15 protein-coding genes and 1 pseudogene are annotated in these 17,003 nt (G+C 43.9%); 7 read left to right on the forward strand and 9 right to left on the reverse strand.

The features are described 5' to 3' along the window. Positions 1-20 precede the first annotated feature (20 nt). The gene (locus BSR11_RS01115; protein WP_072668668.1) at positions 21-824 is read left to right on the forward strand and encodes a MetQ/NlpA family lipoprotein; all 804 of its coding nucleotides are present in this window, start codon (positions 21-23) and stop codon (positions 822-824) included. Positions 825-927: 103 nt separating this feature from the next. On the opposite strand, the gene BSR11_RS01120 is transcribed toward BSR11_RS01115, so the two are convergent. Both BSR11_RS01120 and syd read right to left on the reverse strand, forming a co-directional pair. Beyond that, positions 928-1,719, reverse strand: a complete 792-nt coding sequence (locus BSR11_RS01120) for a Zn-ribbon-containing protein (RefSeq protein WP_072668669.1) — start codon at positions 1,717-1,719, stop codon at positions 928-930. 4 nt (positions 1,720-1,723) lie between these two features. Further along, positions 1,724-2,269 (reverse strand): SecY-interacting protein, encoded by a 546-nt coding sequence (gene syd, locus BSR11_RS01125; RefSeq protein WP_072668670.1) that lies wholly within the window; start codon positions 2,267-2,269, stop codon positions 1,724-1,726. A gap of 96 nt (positions 2,270-2,365) precedes the next feature. Between syd and queF the strand changes: the two genes are divergently transcribed. The 5 genes and pseudogenes from queF to xni all read left to right on the forward strand — a co-directional run bounded on the left by queF (position 2,366) and on the right by xni (position 9,429). Continuing rightward, complete coding sequence (queF, locus tag BSR11_RS01130) at positions 2,366-3,211, forward strand: NADPH-dependent 7-cyano-7-deazaguanine reductase QueF (protein WP_072668956.1); 846 nt, start codon at positions 2,366-2,368, stop codon at positions 3,209-3,211. A gap of 16 nt (positions 3,212-3,227) precedes the next feature. Then, entirely contained in the window at positions 3,228-5,495 is a 2,268-nt protein-coding gene (locus BSR11_RS01135) for a tetratricopeptide repeat protein (RefSeq protein WP_072668671.1), read from the forward strand. 125 nt (positions 5,496-5,620) lie between these two features. Beyond that, positions 5,621-6,937 (forward strand): annotated as a pseudogene (locus BSR11_RS01140) (GGDEF domain-containing protein); the annotation flags it as partial. Between the two features lie 282 nt (positions 6,938-7,219). Beyond that, entirely contained in the window at positions 7,220-8,578 is a 1,359-nt protein-coding gene (gene ppnN / locus BSR11_RS01145; protein ID WP_072668673.1) for a nucleotide 5'-monophosphate nucleosidase PpnN, read from the forward strand. Between the two features lie 77 nt (positions 8,579-8,655). After that, entirely contained in the window at positions 8,656-9,429 is a 774-nt protein-coding gene (gene xni / locus BSR11_RS01150) for a flap endonuclease Xni (protein ID WP_072668674.1), read from the forward strand. A 28-nt stretch (positions 9,430-9,457) separates the two neighbouring features. On the opposite strand, the gene rlmM is transcribed toward xni, so the two are convergent. From rlmM to pomA, 7 genes are all read right to left on the reverse strand, one after another. Then, positions 9,458-10,549, reverse strand: coding sequence for a 23S rRNA (cytidine(2498)-2'-O)-methyltransferase RlmM (rlmM, locus tag BSR11_RS01155; protein ID WP_004395747.1), 1,092 nt, complete (start codon positions 10,547-10,549; stop codon positions 9,458-9,460). Continuing rightward, positions 10,546-10,950 (reverse strand): DUF423 domain-containing protein, encoded by a 405-nt coding sequence (locus tag BSR11_RS01160; RefSeq protein WP_072668957.1) that lies wholly within the window; start codon positions 10,948-10,950, stop codon positions 10,546-10,548. The genes rlmM and BSR11_RS01160 overlap by 4 nt, the downstream gene beginning before the upstream one ends. Next, complete coding sequence (locus BSR11_RS01165) at positions 10,940-11,602, reverse strand: alpha/beta fold hydrolase (RefSeq protein ID WP_072668675.1); 663 nt, start codon at positions 11,600-11,602, stop codon at positions 10,940-10,942. The genes BSR11_RS01160 and BSR11_RS01165 overlap by 11 nt, the downstream gene beginning before the upstream one ends. Beyond that, positions 11,577-12,503, reverse strand: coding sequence for a transcriptional regulator GcvA (locus tag BSR11_RS01170; RefSeq protein ID WP_072668676.1), 927 nt, complete (start codon positions 12,501-12,503; stop codon positions 11,577-11,579). The genes BSR11_RS01165 and BSR11_RS01170 overlap by 26 nt, the downstream gene beginning before the upstream one ends. A gap of 418 nt (positions 12,504-12,921) precedes the next feature. Then, a complete protein-coding gene (thiI, locus tag BSR11_RS01175) occupies positions 12,922-14,370 on the reverse strand; it encodes a tRNA uracil 4-sulfurtransferase ThiI (RefSeq protein WP_072668677.1) in 1,449 nt (482 codons plus the stop codon). A 237-nt stretch (positions 14,371-14,607) separates the two neighbouring features. Further along, complete coding sequence (locus tag BSR11_RS01180; RefSeq protein WP_072668678.1) at positions 14,608-15,552, reverse strand: flagellar motor protein MotB; 945 nt, start codon at positions 15,550-15,552, stop codon at positions 14,608-14,610. A 12-nt stretch (positions 15,553-15,564) separates the two neighbouring features. Then, positions 15,565-16,329 (reverse strand): flagellar motor protein PomA, encoded by a 765-nt coding sequence (gene pomA / locus BSR11_RS01185; RefSeq protein ID WP_004395752.1) that lies wholly within the window; start codon positions 16,327-16,329, stop codon positions 15,565-15,567. A 421-nt stretch (positions 16,330-16,750) separates the two neighbouring features. Between pomA and xseB the strand changes: the two genes are divergently transcribed. Then, positions 16,751-16,993 (forward strand): exodeoxyribonuclease VII small subunit, encoded by a 243-nt coding sequence (xseB, locus tag BSR11_RS01190; protein WP_072668958.1) that lies wholly within the window; start codon positions 16,751-16,753, stop codon positions 16,991-16,993. Positions 16,994-17,003: the final 10 nt, after the last annotated feature.

Genomic DNA, 17,003 nt, shown 5'->3' on the forward strand with positions numbered 1-17,003 from the left:
TATATAACAAGGAGATAATAATGAAGTTTTCACTTAAAGGTTTATTGGCTATTACCGCCGCGGCTATTGCATTAACAGGATGCGGCGAAAAAGCGGTCGACATGAACAAAATCAAAGTTGGCGTGATTGCCGGTGCTGAAGAACAAGTCGCGGAAGTGGCGGCTCGCGTCGCGAAAGAGCGCTATAACCTTGAAGTCCAGCTGGTAACGTTTTCTGATTATGTGACCCCAAACGCTGCGCTTAACGATGGTTCGATTGATGCTAACGCATTTCAACATAAACCTTATTTAGATCGTCAAATGGCCGATCGCGGCTATAAGCTAGCGATTGTCGGTAACACTTTTGTTTATCCTATCGCTGGCTATTCAAAACAAATCACCACTCTTGATGAATTAGCTAGCGGATCACGAGTTGCGGTGCCCAATGACCCAACTAACTTAGGTCGCTCTTTATTGCTGCTACAACAACAAGGCTTAATCACCTTACGTGATAACGTTGGCCTGCTTGCGACCGTGCGTGATATCACTGACAATCCGAAAAACCTGCGCATTATGGAACTAGACGCCGCTCAGCTTCCTCGTGCTTTGGACGATGTCACACTCGCCATCATTAATACCACTTACGCCAGCTCGATTAATCTTACCCCTGAAAAAGACGGTATTTTTGTCGAAGATAAAGAATCTCCTTACGTGAACCTACTGGTTGCTCGTCAAGATAATGTTAATGCTGAGAACGTACAAAACTTCCTCAAAGCCTATCAAACTGACGAAGTGTATAAAGCAGCCTCAGAAATTTTCCAAGGTGGCGCAGTCAAAGGCTGGTAATTGACCAACATCACTGTAGTTGCGAATACACGACAAAAAAAGAGACCTGCCAGTGGCGGTCTCTTTTTTATTAGTGGTCATCAGTAAATGCTCGCCATTGGGATCAGGCGACGGGCTCATTTTTCAAATGATCCCAAGAGAGATTGGAGACGATTTTGCAGCCATCGCATTTAAAATGGAAAATCTCATGGATAGGCTCATCCAATAACCACGCGCCGCCGCACTTAGGACAAGGACGCGCTTGCTCATCGGCCAAACTCGTTCCACCCACTCGGTACTGATAATAATAGGTTGGGATCTTGGTTAAATACTCGATGCGTCCCCGTAAATCCCAACCACGACGAAACAGATCGCTATCAATATCACATAGCTCATGCAGCGCGGCGTGCTCAGCTTTGCAGCCTCCCGCCATCTGAATTTCATCACAAGCTTGCCATTCCGTTTGCCATTTGATCACCGCTTTATGATCACCATTAAAGGTAGGCGGATTACGATACAAAGGAATCGGTAATAAGGTATCACCGCTACGAAGTGGCGAGCAAGTGTGCACATAAGTGGTGTATAGCACCTGCCAACTCGGTGGCTCAATGTCTGCTGCTTGTTCTGAGTTAATATCACGGCCAAGCAAACGCACTTTAGGAGCCAGTAAACAAGCCTCCGATAATCGATGCAAACAGGCTTTAACAAAATCTGAATGGTATTTCGGGTGCAAACTATCTTGCTCTGGACACACGGCGCGCAAGAAAAACTCGCCATCACCAAGTACCAACGGAAACTCTCTACCCAACACTTGACCGTTATAGCGCAAGGCATCCATTAAGCCGTTGACCGCTTTATCTACCGCACTGATCGTCGTGTTATCAAAACATTCAAACTCAAGCTCTACTACATACATCGTTCTACACCGCTGGCTCAAGTTGGTTTAAAAAATCCACCACATCGGTGCACAACACTTCTCGCTGATCGGTGCCTAACGTTTCTCTAATCACATTCCCAGTGAGATTACAAATCGACACCACCGCCATTTCATCATCTGTAGTAGCAATAAAAATGGTTGGTTTTTGTTTTAAACGGCGCTGCATGACCAAGTGGCCAAGAATATTTTCCTGCAAACGAAGATAATCGTCATCACTCCAGACTTGCAATAACGTCAGCGAGTGACCGCGCCACGTTGCGGGTAAATCGCCACTGTATTGGCTGCCATAAAAAGGCGCAATATCACTATGCAAACTCAGCTCGATTCCCTGTTCTACGGCTTGTAAATCAGCACTGTGCTCACGTTCCACTGGCTGCCAATAAACGCTATTGTTACTTTGCTGCTCAATGCAAGGGGAAGGCATATGGCTTAACTCATCACTGCTAGGCAGATGATTATGTCTCTGTTGATAAGCTTGAAGATAACGTTGCGAAAAATCACGCAACGCGGCGGCGACCAAATGAGCCATAGGGTTCTCCATAACGAAACTGACCACAAACGCTAATGACAGCGTGAGCAGTATTGCGTAAAATTCTGATTATTCTAATCGATTTGATGATAAATGATGAGCAAATATTCTGATGCCAAGGAGCTATCTGGCTTAACTCTTGGCAAAGCCACTGCCTATGCCAGCCAATATGACCCAAGTTTGTTGCAACCGGTACCACGCAGCCTCAACCGCAACGATCTCGACCTTGGTGAGACTCTCCCCTTTCAAGGCTGTGACATTTGGACTTTATATGAGCTCTCTTGGTTAAACAGTAAAGGGCTACCACAAGTGGCGATTGGTGAAGTGCGCATTCCAGCCACCAGCGCTAACTTAATTGAATCTAAATCGTTCAAACTGTACTTAAACAGCTTCAATCAATCTCGTTTTCAAGACTGGCAAACGGTACAAACTCACTTAATTAACGATCTGTCGGCGTGCGCCGGTGAAAACGTTGCAGTGCAGTTATTCTCACTCGATCACTATACCAATCAACCGATTGTTTCGATGCAAGGAGAATGTATTGATCAGCAAGAGATTGAAATCGAACACTATCAGTTTGATGCGAGCTTATTAGAGCAAGCGACGGATACTGACATCGTTACAGAAACGCTGCACAGCCACTTACTTAAATCAAACTGCTTGATCACCAATCAACCCGATTGGGGCAGTGTTGAAATCACTTATCACGGGCCAAAAATACAACGCGAAGCGTTATTACGTTATATTGTCTCATTCCGTGAGCATAATGAATTTCATGAGCAATGCGTTGAGCGAATTTTCCACGATTTGTGTCGTTACTGCCAACCAAAGCAACTGACAGTATTCGCGCGTTATACTCGTCGAGGTGGCCTAGATATCAACCCATTCCGCTCAACGGAGCAATCATCACCTGAGCATAATTTACGCATGGCTCGCCAATAAAAGGACGCCCATTATAATGCCCTCTTTCCGCTGGATACCTTACCTTTGCCTACTCCTTCTGAGCATTTCTCCTTGGGTAAAAGCCGCCGTCTACGCTTCGCCGCAGCTCAACGAAGCGCACGGACTATTGGAGATTTCTCCCATTCAGGCCAAAAATCTTGTCGAAGAGTATTTAGAGCAGCGTAAGCTAGCGGATAAGACGGAGAAAACACCGTCCAATATTAGTCGAGATGAAACCGATAATCGTATTCGAACCCCAAGTAGCAGCATTGATGCACTAAAGATTTTAGCCACAGCTGAGTTTGTCTTAGGTAATACACAAACGGCGTTTGACACGCTCAATGAAGCCAAGCAGCTCGCGCAAGAGCATCAGCTTCCTTATTTGGCGTTAGACCTAGATATTATGACGATTCGTTTACATTGGCGACACAATCACGATGCCGATGCCGCTCGCCAACAACTGAACGAGCTCACTCATCAACACCCTCTCTTGCTTGAGGAACATCGCCTCTCAAAACAAATTGATTATCATATCACCATGCTCAGGGCAGAAATTGCCTCACAAAATAACGAGCTTACTCTGGCTAATCAACTGTTTGCAGAAGCCAAACCTTATCTTGAATCATTGCAAGCCAAAAAACCCTTGATTGAATACCATCTGATCGTGGGAGAACATTACCTACACCATAAACTCTACAATTTAGCTTTATCTGAACTTCTTACGGCTTATTGGGGAGCAATAGAAACCAATGCCAGTGCCGAATTAGCAAAAACCAATAATCTATTAGCACAGTTGTTTTATGAGCGTCGGGTACTGGATAAAGCTTTAGTTCATCTCTCTCAAGCCGCTGAATTTTATGGTAACTATGAAAAATCGCCGATCCTTGTTTCCGTCCTTAAACGGATGGGTGACGTTTATTTTCAACAAGGTAAGTACAATTTAGCCTTGGTACATTATTTTAATGTTATCGATCATGAAAGCAGTGAACTCAATCTGGCCAGTGTGATTGATGTTCGGTTAAGTTTATCCGCGACTTATCGGCAGCTCTATAACTATACGTTGGCCGAACAATATCTCAGCGTGGCGAAAGAACTCCTTCAGTACACACCAAACTTACGCTTGCAAGCGCGAGCCGCCTTACTTAGTGCTCAGTTAGCTCTATCTCAGCAAAACAATAAACAAGTCATTGATTATGCCCAAGCGGCAATAAAGTTTAATGAAACACTACACGACATGGAAATTGAAGAGCAAGCCTATCAACTTCTTTCCTTAGGTTATGAGCAAAAAGAGCAATATTTACCCGCGTTAGAATGGAGTAAAAAAAGCCACCAAATCACTCAACGTCGCCAAGCTCAGCTTAACCAAATTAGTGAAGATGCCTTTCGCCAGCAAAAAGAATTTGTTGAACAAACCCTGCATTTAGTTGGCCAAGAAAAAGCCCTACAAGCGACTCAACGTGAATACAGTAAATTTCAAAAAATCGCTTTTACGCTATTTTTAACCAGCATTGTGCTGTTTCTCTACCTGATGCGTCGTGGTTATATTATCCAAAACCAACAAGACGAAATCGATGAGCTAAATAGCCATTTATTCACTCACTCTCGTTCTCGTTTACCCAACCTAAGAATGCTCAATGCGAAGTTACTCTCTTCTCTTCAACGCAGTAGCTATAATTACGAGCAGTGGTTAATTGGTGAATTGATTCATGAACCGTTAAATGATCGTCTACGCTTTGCGATGATTGATCTCCCTTTCCTGCGCAGCATGTACTTACAACATGGCTATACGGCTGGTGTGGAACTCGAACATGCCTTTGGGCGTTTTTTAACTGACCATCTGGAAGAGCCAGCCCGGCTCTATCATTTCTCGGATGCAAACTTACTGTACATTGAACCGAATACCGATCGGGATCGGCCACCAGAGGAACTGTTTAATAAAGTTCAAGACTTGATCAATCAGTTCCAACCAGAGCGGCGTTTAAACCGAACGATTCGCTTAGGTATTGCCGATTATCCTTTTTTACCTAGAGCCTACACCGCCATCAATGATAAAGAATTATTGGATATTCTATTGATGGCGACTGGTGTTGCTAGAGAGCTGAGCCTAAAAGACAACGCCAGTCATTGGGTCTATTTTAAAGCCATAGATAACGCCCCAGCGGCCAGTTTCGCCTCTAGTAACATCCGTAAATCGTGTCAACAAGCGATCAATCAAGGACTGATTAAGGTCCATTCATCTTATCGTGATGAAGAACAGATCAAAAAATTTTTAAAAGATGGATAAATGCTATGCGGTTAACAAATTGAGCTAATGATCCGTGCCGATTATTTGTTATTATCGACAAATTGATAAATAGCGTCTCATCCTTGAGATAGTGTAAATTGGTCATTAGAGACTAGCTCAATTTTCCTGGTTTAGCCGTACTGGAGCGCATGTTGAAACCACAAACATCGAACGATGCACAGCAAATTCCCCCTGCGGATATCCGAGTCAAACAGTGTGCTGAGACCCTGTTATATCTACCAGGATTACCCATCAAACTTAAACGTGATGTTCAGCAACTTTTAAGTCTCCCCCAAACACAGACAGGGCAAGATCAAGCATTACGTTTACTGAATTTATACCAACGCGCGGTGAAAATTTTTGCTCATAATGGCCATGCGGGGACCCCAGGTACTCTCCATAATACCGATCAGATCCTCCTGAATCAGCTTAGTAATGAACTACAACACCTGATCACCGAGCTAGATTTTGAAGGAGAAGCCGGAGATTTACTGACCGATATCCGCAGCAAGCTATTACTTGGAGTCAATAGCCAAGGATTACTTGAGTTGGCTTTGCAAGTACTCAAATTAGTTATCGATGGAACCCAATATGAGCGTAAAAATTCAGAGAAATTCCTCGAACAAATCAATAGTTCATTATCGAAAAATCTGCAAAGCACCCGCGTTAATCTTGAGCAAAGCACCCATTATCAACAGCATCGCCAACATATGCATCAAGATCTTCTTCATCTCGTCAACCGCGGTCAACATGCTTTATCATCACAAGCCAGCGAATCCAATAAGCCTGTAAGTGCGGTATTGAGTGAAATTGAAGCCTTATCCGAGCGTTTGATTCATGCTGAACAACGAGAACAAGTGCTGATTGAACGTATGCAATATACCCAGCAGCAAATGGAAACCTTGCTAGAGCTGACCCAAGATTATCGCCGTCGATTAGAAGATCAAGCGCAGCGACTGCTGCAAGATCCACTGACTAAATTGTATAACCGTACTGCGTTTAATGATCGATTAGAATTGGAGTATCGACGCTGGATTCGTACGCAGCATAATCTGCGTCTGGTGATTTTAGATATTGATGCTTTTAAAGCCATTAATGAAAGTTTTGGTTATCTTGCTGGTGATAAAGCGTTAAAAGTGATTGCTCGAACCATTCATAAAGAGTTGGAGAAAACCGATACCGCTGCGCGTTTTTCAGGAGAAGAATTCATCTTACTGTTACCAGAACGCGCCGATAATGAGTGCCATCAGGTTATACAAAAAATACAGCGTAATGTGGCTAGACTGCCTTTTAAATTTCGCGATAAACAGATCACCATCACTCTTAGTGCCGCTTCAACCCACTTTAAAGAAGCCGATACACCAGAAATTGTTCTTGAACGGTTGCATCGTTCCCTACAGGAGATGAAGCCTTATGGTCCTAATCAACTGGCTTGGAAATAAGTCACTAACCGAACAACATTTAACCACTCACCGTAAACTTAGTGACTCATTTCACATCTTGCGCCTAGCGATGTTTTCCAAAACCATGGTTACGCACAAGATTAATAAGCCATTTCAGACAGTTGAATCTAAACGAACTAAAATGGCATCCCGATACGACAGAGTGTTACCCCTAAGTCACTCGTGTAAACTCTATCTCCATCAATAACGACTATGATTGAAAGAGTGCCTTGATGACATAGGACAAATAGCACTTCTCCCCCGATTGTTAAGGAGGTCAAGATGATCACTCAAGTTAGCCCAGCCGGCAGTATGGACTTACTGTCGCAACTTGAAGTAGAAAGACTCAAAAAAACCGCATCCAGTGATCTCTATCAGCTGTATCGCAATTGCAGCTTGGCAGTACTCAACTCCGGAAGCCATACCGATAACTCCAAAGAAATGCTCGAACAGTACAAAAACTTCGATATTACCGTACTGCGTCGTGAACGAGGCATTAAACTCGAACTCACTAATCCACCAGAACAAGCGTTTGTCGACGGGCAAATTATTAAAGGGATTCAAGAACACCTGTTTGCTGTGCTACGTGATATTGTTTACGTCAACATGCACTTATCTGAAAACCAAAGGCTGAACCTGACCAATGCCAGCCATATCACGAACTTGGTGTTCGGCATCTTACGTAATGCAGGTACTTTAGTGACAGGGGTAGAACCCAACCTTGTCGTCTGCTGGGGTGGACATTCGATCAATGCGACCGAATATCAATATACCCGTGAAGTTGGCCATGAATTAGGGTTAAGAGAGCTCAATATCTGTACCGGATGTGGACCCGGTGCCATGGAAGGTCCAATGAAAGGCGCAGCTATCGGTCATGCCAAACAACGCTATCAGCAACAACGCTACTTAGGCTTAACTGAACCGTCAATCATTGCTGCCGAGCCACCGAATCCGATCGTCAATCAATTAGTCATCATGCCTGATATCGAAAAGCGCCTTGAAGCTTTTGCCCGAATGGCACACGGAATCATCATTTTCCCCGGAGGTCCGGGAACCGCAGAAGAATTGCTGTATATTCTCGGGATCATGATGCACCCTGATAATGCAGACCAACCAATGCCGATTGTGTTGACAGGTCCCAAAGAAAGCGAAGCGTATTTCCGATCAATCGATCAATTTATTGGCAGTACGCTAGGTGAAGAAGCCCGCAAACACTACACAATTGTGATTGATGATCCGGTTCAAGCGGCAAGAATTATGAAAGATGCCATGCCACTGGTTCGTCAGCATCGAAAAGATCACGACGATGCGTACAGTTATAACTGGTCCTTAAAAATTGAACCGGAATTCCAACTGCCCTTTGATCCGACTCATGACAGCATGGCGAGCTTGGATTTACATCTCAATCAGCGTCCCGAGGTACTTGCTTCCAACTTACGCAAAGCCTTTTCTGGTATTGTTGCTGGTAATGTCAAAGCAGAAGGGATCCGCGAGATTGAACGCAAAGGGCCATTTACTCTACATGGCGAACCAGCATTAATGAAAAAAATGGACCGATTACTCAACGACTTTGTTAATCAACATCGGATGAAACTTCCTGGTTCAACCGCTTATGTGCCTTGCTATCGAATTAGCTCCTAGTGACGCTCAGCAAGGATAGAAATCTGCTTTAATTTCATTACAATAAGGGCCTAACAGCCCTTATTTTTTTGGTGATTATGTCTATTCATCTTGTGATTATTGATGCGTTAAATCTGATCCGCAGAGTGCATTCCGCTCAACCCGATGAAAGTGATATCGCCCGCACCACCAATACGACTTGTCGTACCTTACAGCGTATTATTACCGAATCCGCTCCGACTCACATGATTGCCGTTTTTGATCATGCGTTGCAAGATCGTGGTTGGCGTGCCGAACTGCTGCCAAGCTATAAACAGGGGCGTAAGCCAATGCCTATCAGCTTACAAAACGGTTTAGAACAAATTCAACAAGCATGGTGGGAACTGGGTATCGATTCACTGCTTTCAGAAGGTGATGAAGCGGATGATTTAGTTGCTACCCTAGCCTGTAAAGTGGCCAATCATGGTGAAAAGGTGACCATCATTTCCACCGATAAAGGCTATTGCCAGTTGTTATCTCCGACCTTACAAATTCGTGATTATTTTCAACATCGCTGGCTGGATGAGCCATTTATTGAACAAGAATTTGGCGTCAAACCAAGCCAATTGACCGACTATTGGGGGTTGACGGGCATGAGTTCGAGTCAAGTACCAGGTGTCGCTGGTCTCGGCCCTAAAGCAGCTCAAGCGATCCTCAACCAATTTACCGACATCGAACACGCTTATGCCAGTGAAACCTTAGCCAGTAAATATCGGAAAAAACTCGATCAAGAGATTGAAATGGCACGGATTTGCAAGCAAGTTGCTACCCTGAAAACTGACATTGAACTCGGTTTTAATCTGCAGGATATCCGTTTTGAACCGAAAAGCTAGGCTCAAAACGGGACCAGATCACTCCGCTTTAATAAGGAGAAATCGACGATAAAGATTGGACATGAACGGTGATCTCTTCTCGATCATGATAGAGATGCTTGGCTTGTAAACGAAACTTAACTTTATTCTGTTTCAGAAAATCTTTTAGATTCTCAATATCTTGCAACACCTCATCATAACGCCCTTTCATCGGTAATTTGAGATTAAAGATCGCTTCTTTAGCCCAACCACTGATGATCCACTCCCCCATCAACTGAGCAACGCGCGCTGGCTTCTCAATCATATCGCAAACAATCCAAGTGACGTTCTTACGCGGTGGTTCAAACTTAAAACCATCTTCCATATGATGTTTAACCTGTCCCGTATCCATTAAGCTTTGTGCCATCATGCCATTATCCACGGCATGAACAAACATCGAACGCTTAACTAATTGATAAGTCCAGCCACCAGGGCAAGCACCGAGATCCACCGCCCACATACCGGATGCCAAACGCGTATCCCATTCCGCACGAGGGATAAAGACATGAAATGCTTCTTCTAATTTTAAGGTCGAGCGGCTTGGCGCATCCGCTGGGAATTTTAAACGAGGAATCCCCATAAAAAATGGCGAGTTATTATGGCTATACGAATAGCCTAAATAACAGTGTCCAGGAGCGGTAAAACAAACATGCAACACCGGTTTTTTAGTACTCTCTTTAGCCAATAGTACTCCATGGCTACGCAGCGCTTGACGCAGCGGTACAGTAAATTTACGGCAAAACTTAAGCAGTTCTTTTGCTTCATTGGTGTCTGGCGTTTCAATGCGTAAATCACCACACTGTGGAAATGCTTGTTCCTGTTTAAAATAACTCAAAATCGGTGAGATTCGATCATCTTTCGGTAACTCAGTAAACTCAGCGGTCACTGCAAACATTTGCCGAGCAAAAATAAGCGTTTGAAAATCAATATTTTTAATGAGTTTATCGGCATCTTCCGCTTGATAACACTCAAACAGTACATAGCCGGTATTATTTTTAAGGCGAGGAAAACCATACACTTCAAGCTTTGTAGCTTTATCCTGAATTTCACCGGCACACTCTTTTTCAAAGCCCGCACGACAGTACAGCATGACTTGTTTCACACTCTTACCTCTTTGATATTAATCGCGGCTAGAACGAACATGCACCAGCCTAATAAAAACAGTAGCCCACCAATAGGCGTCACGAAACCGATCCACGACACCCCGGTTAACGCCAATAGGTAAAGACTACCGCTAAAACAAAAGATGCCGATGATAAAGCAAATCGCCGCACGACCAAAATAATTTCGCGACTTTTCCATTAACGGTAAACCAAGAGCTAAACCGCAAGCAATCATCGCCAGACCATGCATAAATTGATAATGAGCAGCGGTTTGAAAAATTGTTAAAGCATATTCTGTCAGTTGAGCTTTTAAACCATGAGCGGCAAACGCCCCTAAAGCGACCGAGATACCACAGACTAGCCCACCCACAATCAGTGTCAGTGATTGACTACTTTTCATCATAAACCTCACCAATAAACTGCGCCAAAGATTCAATTGCCCAAGCAAGGTTATCTTCTAAGCGATAACCCGAGGATTTTCTTGGTGCAAAACTATGATCGCCATCCGGAAGATACTGCACTGAAACCGAACGACTTAGTGGAAACTGTTCGACTTCCGCCTGTGAGCCGAAAGTATCACGCTGCCCTTGTAAGATCAGGCATGGCTTGCTCAGTGAGGCTAAGTGCTCCCCTTTATATCGTTCCGGCTTGCCTGGTGGATGGAATGGAAAGCCAAGACAAGCGACCGCTTGTACTTGTGGGTGTTCTGCCAAATGTGAGGCGATTCGGCCCCCCATAGATTTACCACCAATCACCAGTGGTTGATTGGCGAACTGTTCAATCACTTGCGTGTAAGCTTCGAGTAACTTAGGCGCGCGATCGGGTGGACGACGTTTGCCATCTTGCTGACGTTTAACCATATAAGGAAAATCAAAACGCACCACGCGAATCCCTTTAGCGGCCAAACCTTTGGCAATCGTCTGCATGAATGGATGGGTTTTATCCGCACCTGCGCCATGGGCAAAAATAAATGTCGCCGCTAAAGCCGATGATTCATCGCAGCTCGGCTCATCAATAATCACTGATTCATAAGGGGTTATGGCTTGCGTCATCTAATATTACCTCTTGTTCTTTACGCGCTTTTTTCAACATCCAATCTCGAAAAGTCGCAATTCGTCCCATGTCCGCTTGCTTCTCATGACAAACAACATAAAACGCATTTTTGGTCATCAACACTTCATCAAATGGGGCGACTAAACGTCCAGCATCCAATTCCGGTTGCGCTAATACGTTATTGCCTAACGCCACACCTTGTCCATGAGCGGCAGCCTGCAACACCATGGTTGAATGACTAAAAATAGGCCCTTGATTAACATTCAGCGAATCTAAACCATTTTCTTTAGCGAACTGCTTCCAATCCTTGCGTGACGTGTCATGCAATAATGTGTGTCGAGTCAAATCACTTAAGGTAACTAAAGGCTTCGGGCCAACTAACAACGCTGGCGAACAGAGCGGGATCAAAAACTCTTGGTACAATTTATCCGCCCGCAGGCCTGGCCAATTGCCTCGACCATAGTAAATCGCCACATCAACATCATCGCTGAGTGACCCTTCTTCCATGTCCACCGCTTTAATACGTACATCAATGTCAGGTTGCTGCTGATTAAAATCCGCCAAGCGAGGTACCAACCACTGAATTGCAAAACTGGGCGGAAGACTAATAGTCAATGCGCCTTTTTCACTTCGCTCAAGTAATTTATCAGTGGCTTCAGCCAACGAACTAAAAATATCCTTAATATCGAGAAAATAGCCTTGTCCTTCTTCCGTTAGTAGTAAAGAACGATTACGACGACGAAATAACTTGAGGCCAAGGAACTCTTCTAACGCCTTGATTTGATGGCTAACCGCTGCTTGAGTCACGAATAACTCTTCCGCCGCTCGGGTAAAACTTAAATGACGTGCAGCCGCTTCAAAGACTTTTAATGAATTGAGCGGTGGTAATCTTCTGGACATAGGGACACTCTAAAACCGATTAGTTTTTTTTATGTGAAACATTATAAATTGTCCGTTGCTAACCAGCCAGAGAAAATCTATATTGCACCCCGTAACGCAAGCCTGAACGGCTTGATTCTTTTTGAATCAATTGGTTTGCTGTTGCGATGTTGTGTTTGCAAACTCGTTTTTCGAGTTCGGTAGTTTCTACCACCCTGTTTTGTACAGTTATCCCCTGTAACAAAACAAATACTTCCTGTATTTATTTTTTGACCTGTCTGTCAAATATTTAGCACCGCCTTTTGGCGGTGTTTTTTTATCTATTCGCCATCCCCTCCCTACTTGAAGTCGCCGTGGTGTTGACTGCAAATATTTGGGTATAAAAAAGCCCAGTATCATCAACTGGGCAAAAGTCGTTTCATACTAGGTTTAAACTTAACTAAGGGCGGTAAACCTTAACATTATCAAAACCTTGCTCTTTTAAGTATAAGGCTTGTAAACGACTCATCACGCCTCGTTGACAATAGAGTAAATAGGTTTTTGACTGATCAAGGTCACCGAACTTGGTGGCTAACTTATAGAATGGGATAGTCATCACTTCAATACCGTCAAGCTCTAATGGTGCGTCATCTTCCTCTTCTGGGCTACGAATATCGAGCACAATAGCGTCCTCTTGCACCGCATCGACCTGTTCCACTTCAGGAGCTTGTTGTTGACTCTCGGTTTCGATATCGCGAATATCCATCAAACGAGCGTCATAAATTACTTTGTCTAAAATAGTAAAATCGAATTTAGCTTCTTCTTCGTCTAATAGAGCTTTGACTGCTTTTACGGTTGGATTTTTAGAAATCACGCCACAATACTCTGGCATCGTTTTCGCGAAATCTTCCGTGCCAATATCACGGGCAAGATCCATGATATCGCCTTTATCCCAGTTGATCAGTGGACGAAGAATCAGACGATCGGTCACACCATCAATATGACGCAAATTGGTTAATGTTTGGCTGGAGACTTGACCAATCGCCTCACCAGTGACCAAAGCCTGAATACCAAACTTCTCTGCAATACGGCCAGCAACCCGCATAAACATGCGTTTGAGCACTACGCCCATCTGACCATCATCAATTTTTTCTAAAATCTCAGCAACAACCGGCTCAAAATCAACAGAGATAAAACGTACCTTAGCTGATGAGCCATATTTGTTCCATAAGTAATGAGCGACTTGCTTGACACCAATTTCATGCGCAGGCCCACCCAGATTGAAAAAACAATAATGGACTTTAGAACCGCGTTTAATGTGTAAATAGCTCGACACACCAGAATCGTAACCACCTGAAATAAGACTGAGTACATCCTCTTGTGTGCCGAGTGGAAAACCGCCTAACCCTTTGTAACGAGCAATCACCTGATTGAGTAATTCATCCGCCACTTCAATATGAACAATAATATCAGGACGAGTTAACTTCACTTTTGCTGAATCAACCGCTTGATTCAGTCCGCCACCAACATAACGTTCTAATTCAATTGAGGAAAAATCGTGCTTACCGCGGCGTTTGGCACGTACAGCGAAGCTTTTATTTTCAATCAGTTCACGACTGGTTTCTAACACTTGCAGATAAATATCATGCATGTCGGTAAACGTCGATTGCTTAACTTGTAATACCTGTTGGATACCCGGCGTAGTGGTTAAAATCTCTAATGTTTGCTGAAAAAACTGATCACTATTAGCACTGACTTCAATATGATCGCGACGGTTAAAAACCGCGACCCCAGTAGTCCGTTTTTTAATAATATTGCGAATATTCGATTCAAGAATCTTGGTAAAACGCTTACGTACCGATTCACTTTTAACAAAAATTTCTGGATGGGGTTTAACAATAAATTTCATGGGACTATTCGCAAATTAGGTTTAAAACAAACATTAAGCTTCATGCTAAGCAGTGATGCTCAGGATAGAGACCAGCAAAGGGGCGGGATTATACACGATCTACTCAATTAGGAAAATCATCATAAAAGGCAAGGTTTATGACCACTCTTCGCTTAACAACGAGTGACATAATGGTGGCGATAGATGGGATTCTAGGTCCTAGGCTCTGGTTTCCAGAACCTAGGACGACGATTGATGCTATTGGAGCGAAGGGATCTCCTCACTTAATAGCGGTTTTCCTTGCATGATGCCGATTTCTACTCGTCGATTACGAGAGCGCTGCGCTTCAGTATCGTTTGGACCAACCGGCGCGGTATCAGCCAAGCCTCTGACTTCCAAGCGTCGATGATCAAAACCGACAACCCTTTCCATCTCTTGCGCAACAGATACTGCTCGCTGCGCTGAAAGATCCCAATTAGAGCGATAAAGTTCAGAATCTAATCGTTGGTTATCGGTATGTCCGGTTACCTGAACGATGCCTGGTACATCTTTAACTAATTCGGCAATCTGCCGAACCAAGGGTCGAAATTGAGGTTGTAAAAAGGCGGAACCTTCAGGAAAAGCCCCTCGTTCGCGAATACGGATCAAAATTTGCTGGCCTAAATTTTCCACCTCAACGGCACCTTGCTCGATTTCTCTATCTAAAGCTTTTTTGATGTTCTCTAAAACAATTTCCATCTCTTCAGAGAGGGCTTCCGATTGCTCTTGCTCCTGCTCAGCGTCTTCATTATCTTGATTATCTTGGGTAGAAGTTTCAGGAGACTCTCCGCCCGTTAGCTGACCATCATCGCGCTGATTACCACCGGCTCTATCAGAATCACCTTCATGAAATTCTAACGTTTGTTGGGTTATATCAATGGTTTGCTGCATGATAACATCAATCGGCGTCGGCTCAGGACGACCAGGACGAAACTCTTGAGCAATCACACTGGTCCCTTTAGGAATATCTTTCACTTCTAAACGGTTTTGTACCCCAAACGCAAACTTCATCGAACCCGCTATCTGTTTGAATTTAAGAACATCCATCTCAGAAAACGACAGCAGTAGTACAAAAAAGCACATCAACAATGCCATGAGATCAGCAAAGGTTCCCATATAAGCAGGCAGACCTGGCGGTGGGCATTTGCGTTTTAGATCCTCCATGACTGCCCTCCGCTATTCATTATCGACATCAAGAACTCGCTTACCTTCATTAAGATAATTTTTCAAATACCCGTCGATGACTCGCGGGTTTTGTCCATCTTGAATCGCTAAGACTCCATCCATAATTAAACGTCGATTTAAAGTTTCTTGGCCTCGGCGTAGCGCCAATTTATCGGCGATAGGGAAGAAGATCATGTTCGCCATGATCGCACCATACAACGTCGTCAACAACGCCACTGCCATTGCAGGGCCGATCGCTTTCGGGTCATCCATATTTGATAACATAGCCACTAAGCCTATCAAGGTACCGATCATCCCCATCGCAGGGGCAACATCACCAAAAGCGCGAAAAACACCTGTCCCTAATTCATGGCGCTCATCGGTTAAAACAATGTCTTTTTGTAACGCGGTACGAACCACATCAGCATCGTGTCCATCAACCAATAAGTCGATGCCTTTTTGCATAAATGAGTTAGAGATTTCCATCTCTTCTAACGCTAAGAAACCACCTTTACGCGCTGCATCGGCCATCTCAACGATTTTGGCAATTAAATCTTCTGGCTCTTCCGCTTTAAACATAAAGGCTTTAGCGGCAATTTTGGCCGCACCAAAAAACTGCCCCATGGTAAATTTGACTAACACAACGAAGGTTGAACCACCGACGACGATCAGAACCGATGTGACATCAACAAACATCACAAGGCTACCACCAACGACCATTGCCATCAAAACGAAAGCCAGACCACCAATTAGGCCTACTAGCGTTGCTAAATCCACGAAGCGCTCCTCATGCTTGTCATCTGCATTATTGAGATTACTCTTCTTATCGGCGCAAGAGCAAAATCTTTAACTTATATTATGGTTAAGTTTATACGCAAAACCCACTATCCCCAAGTGCCGCTCTTTGACTCGTTATCGCAAAAAAACATTTTGCTTTCAATAAACTTCTGATTATTGACATAGCATAAGAGGCTAGCTCACTGAGTCAAATGACGCGGAGCTAGCGATAGACAGGCCAAAGATCTTCCCTCTCTGTGATTATTGCCCTGCTAACGACATGGTTATACCTAGCTATTTTTAGATAAGCTTAGCGGTCTGATGAAAAAGCGCCTTATTTATAGCAAATTTGCTTGGTTAAATTTGACCATCTGTACGCCCTAAGGTAACTTTCGTGCATCTTTTTTGAGGCACAATGATTATGGCGAGTAAAAAACCTGAGAATATGTCCTTCGAAGCGACAATCGAAGAGCTAGATAACTTAGTTGAACAATTAGAAAGCGGTGATATTGCACTCGACGAAGCATTGAAAAAATTTGAACGCGGTATCGCCTTAGCTCGTAGCGGGCAAGCCAAACTCGATGAAGCAGAACAACGAGTACGCATTCTTCTGAATAATTCAGACGATGCGCCGTTAGCTGAATTCACCGCTGTTCCCGAATAACCAGAGAGTA

The organism is Vibrio injensis, from assembly GCF_001895205.1.
Taxonomy (GTDB): domain Bacteria; phylum Pseudomonadota; class Gammaproteobacteria; order Enterobacterales; family Vibrionaceae; genus Vibrio; species Vibrio injensis.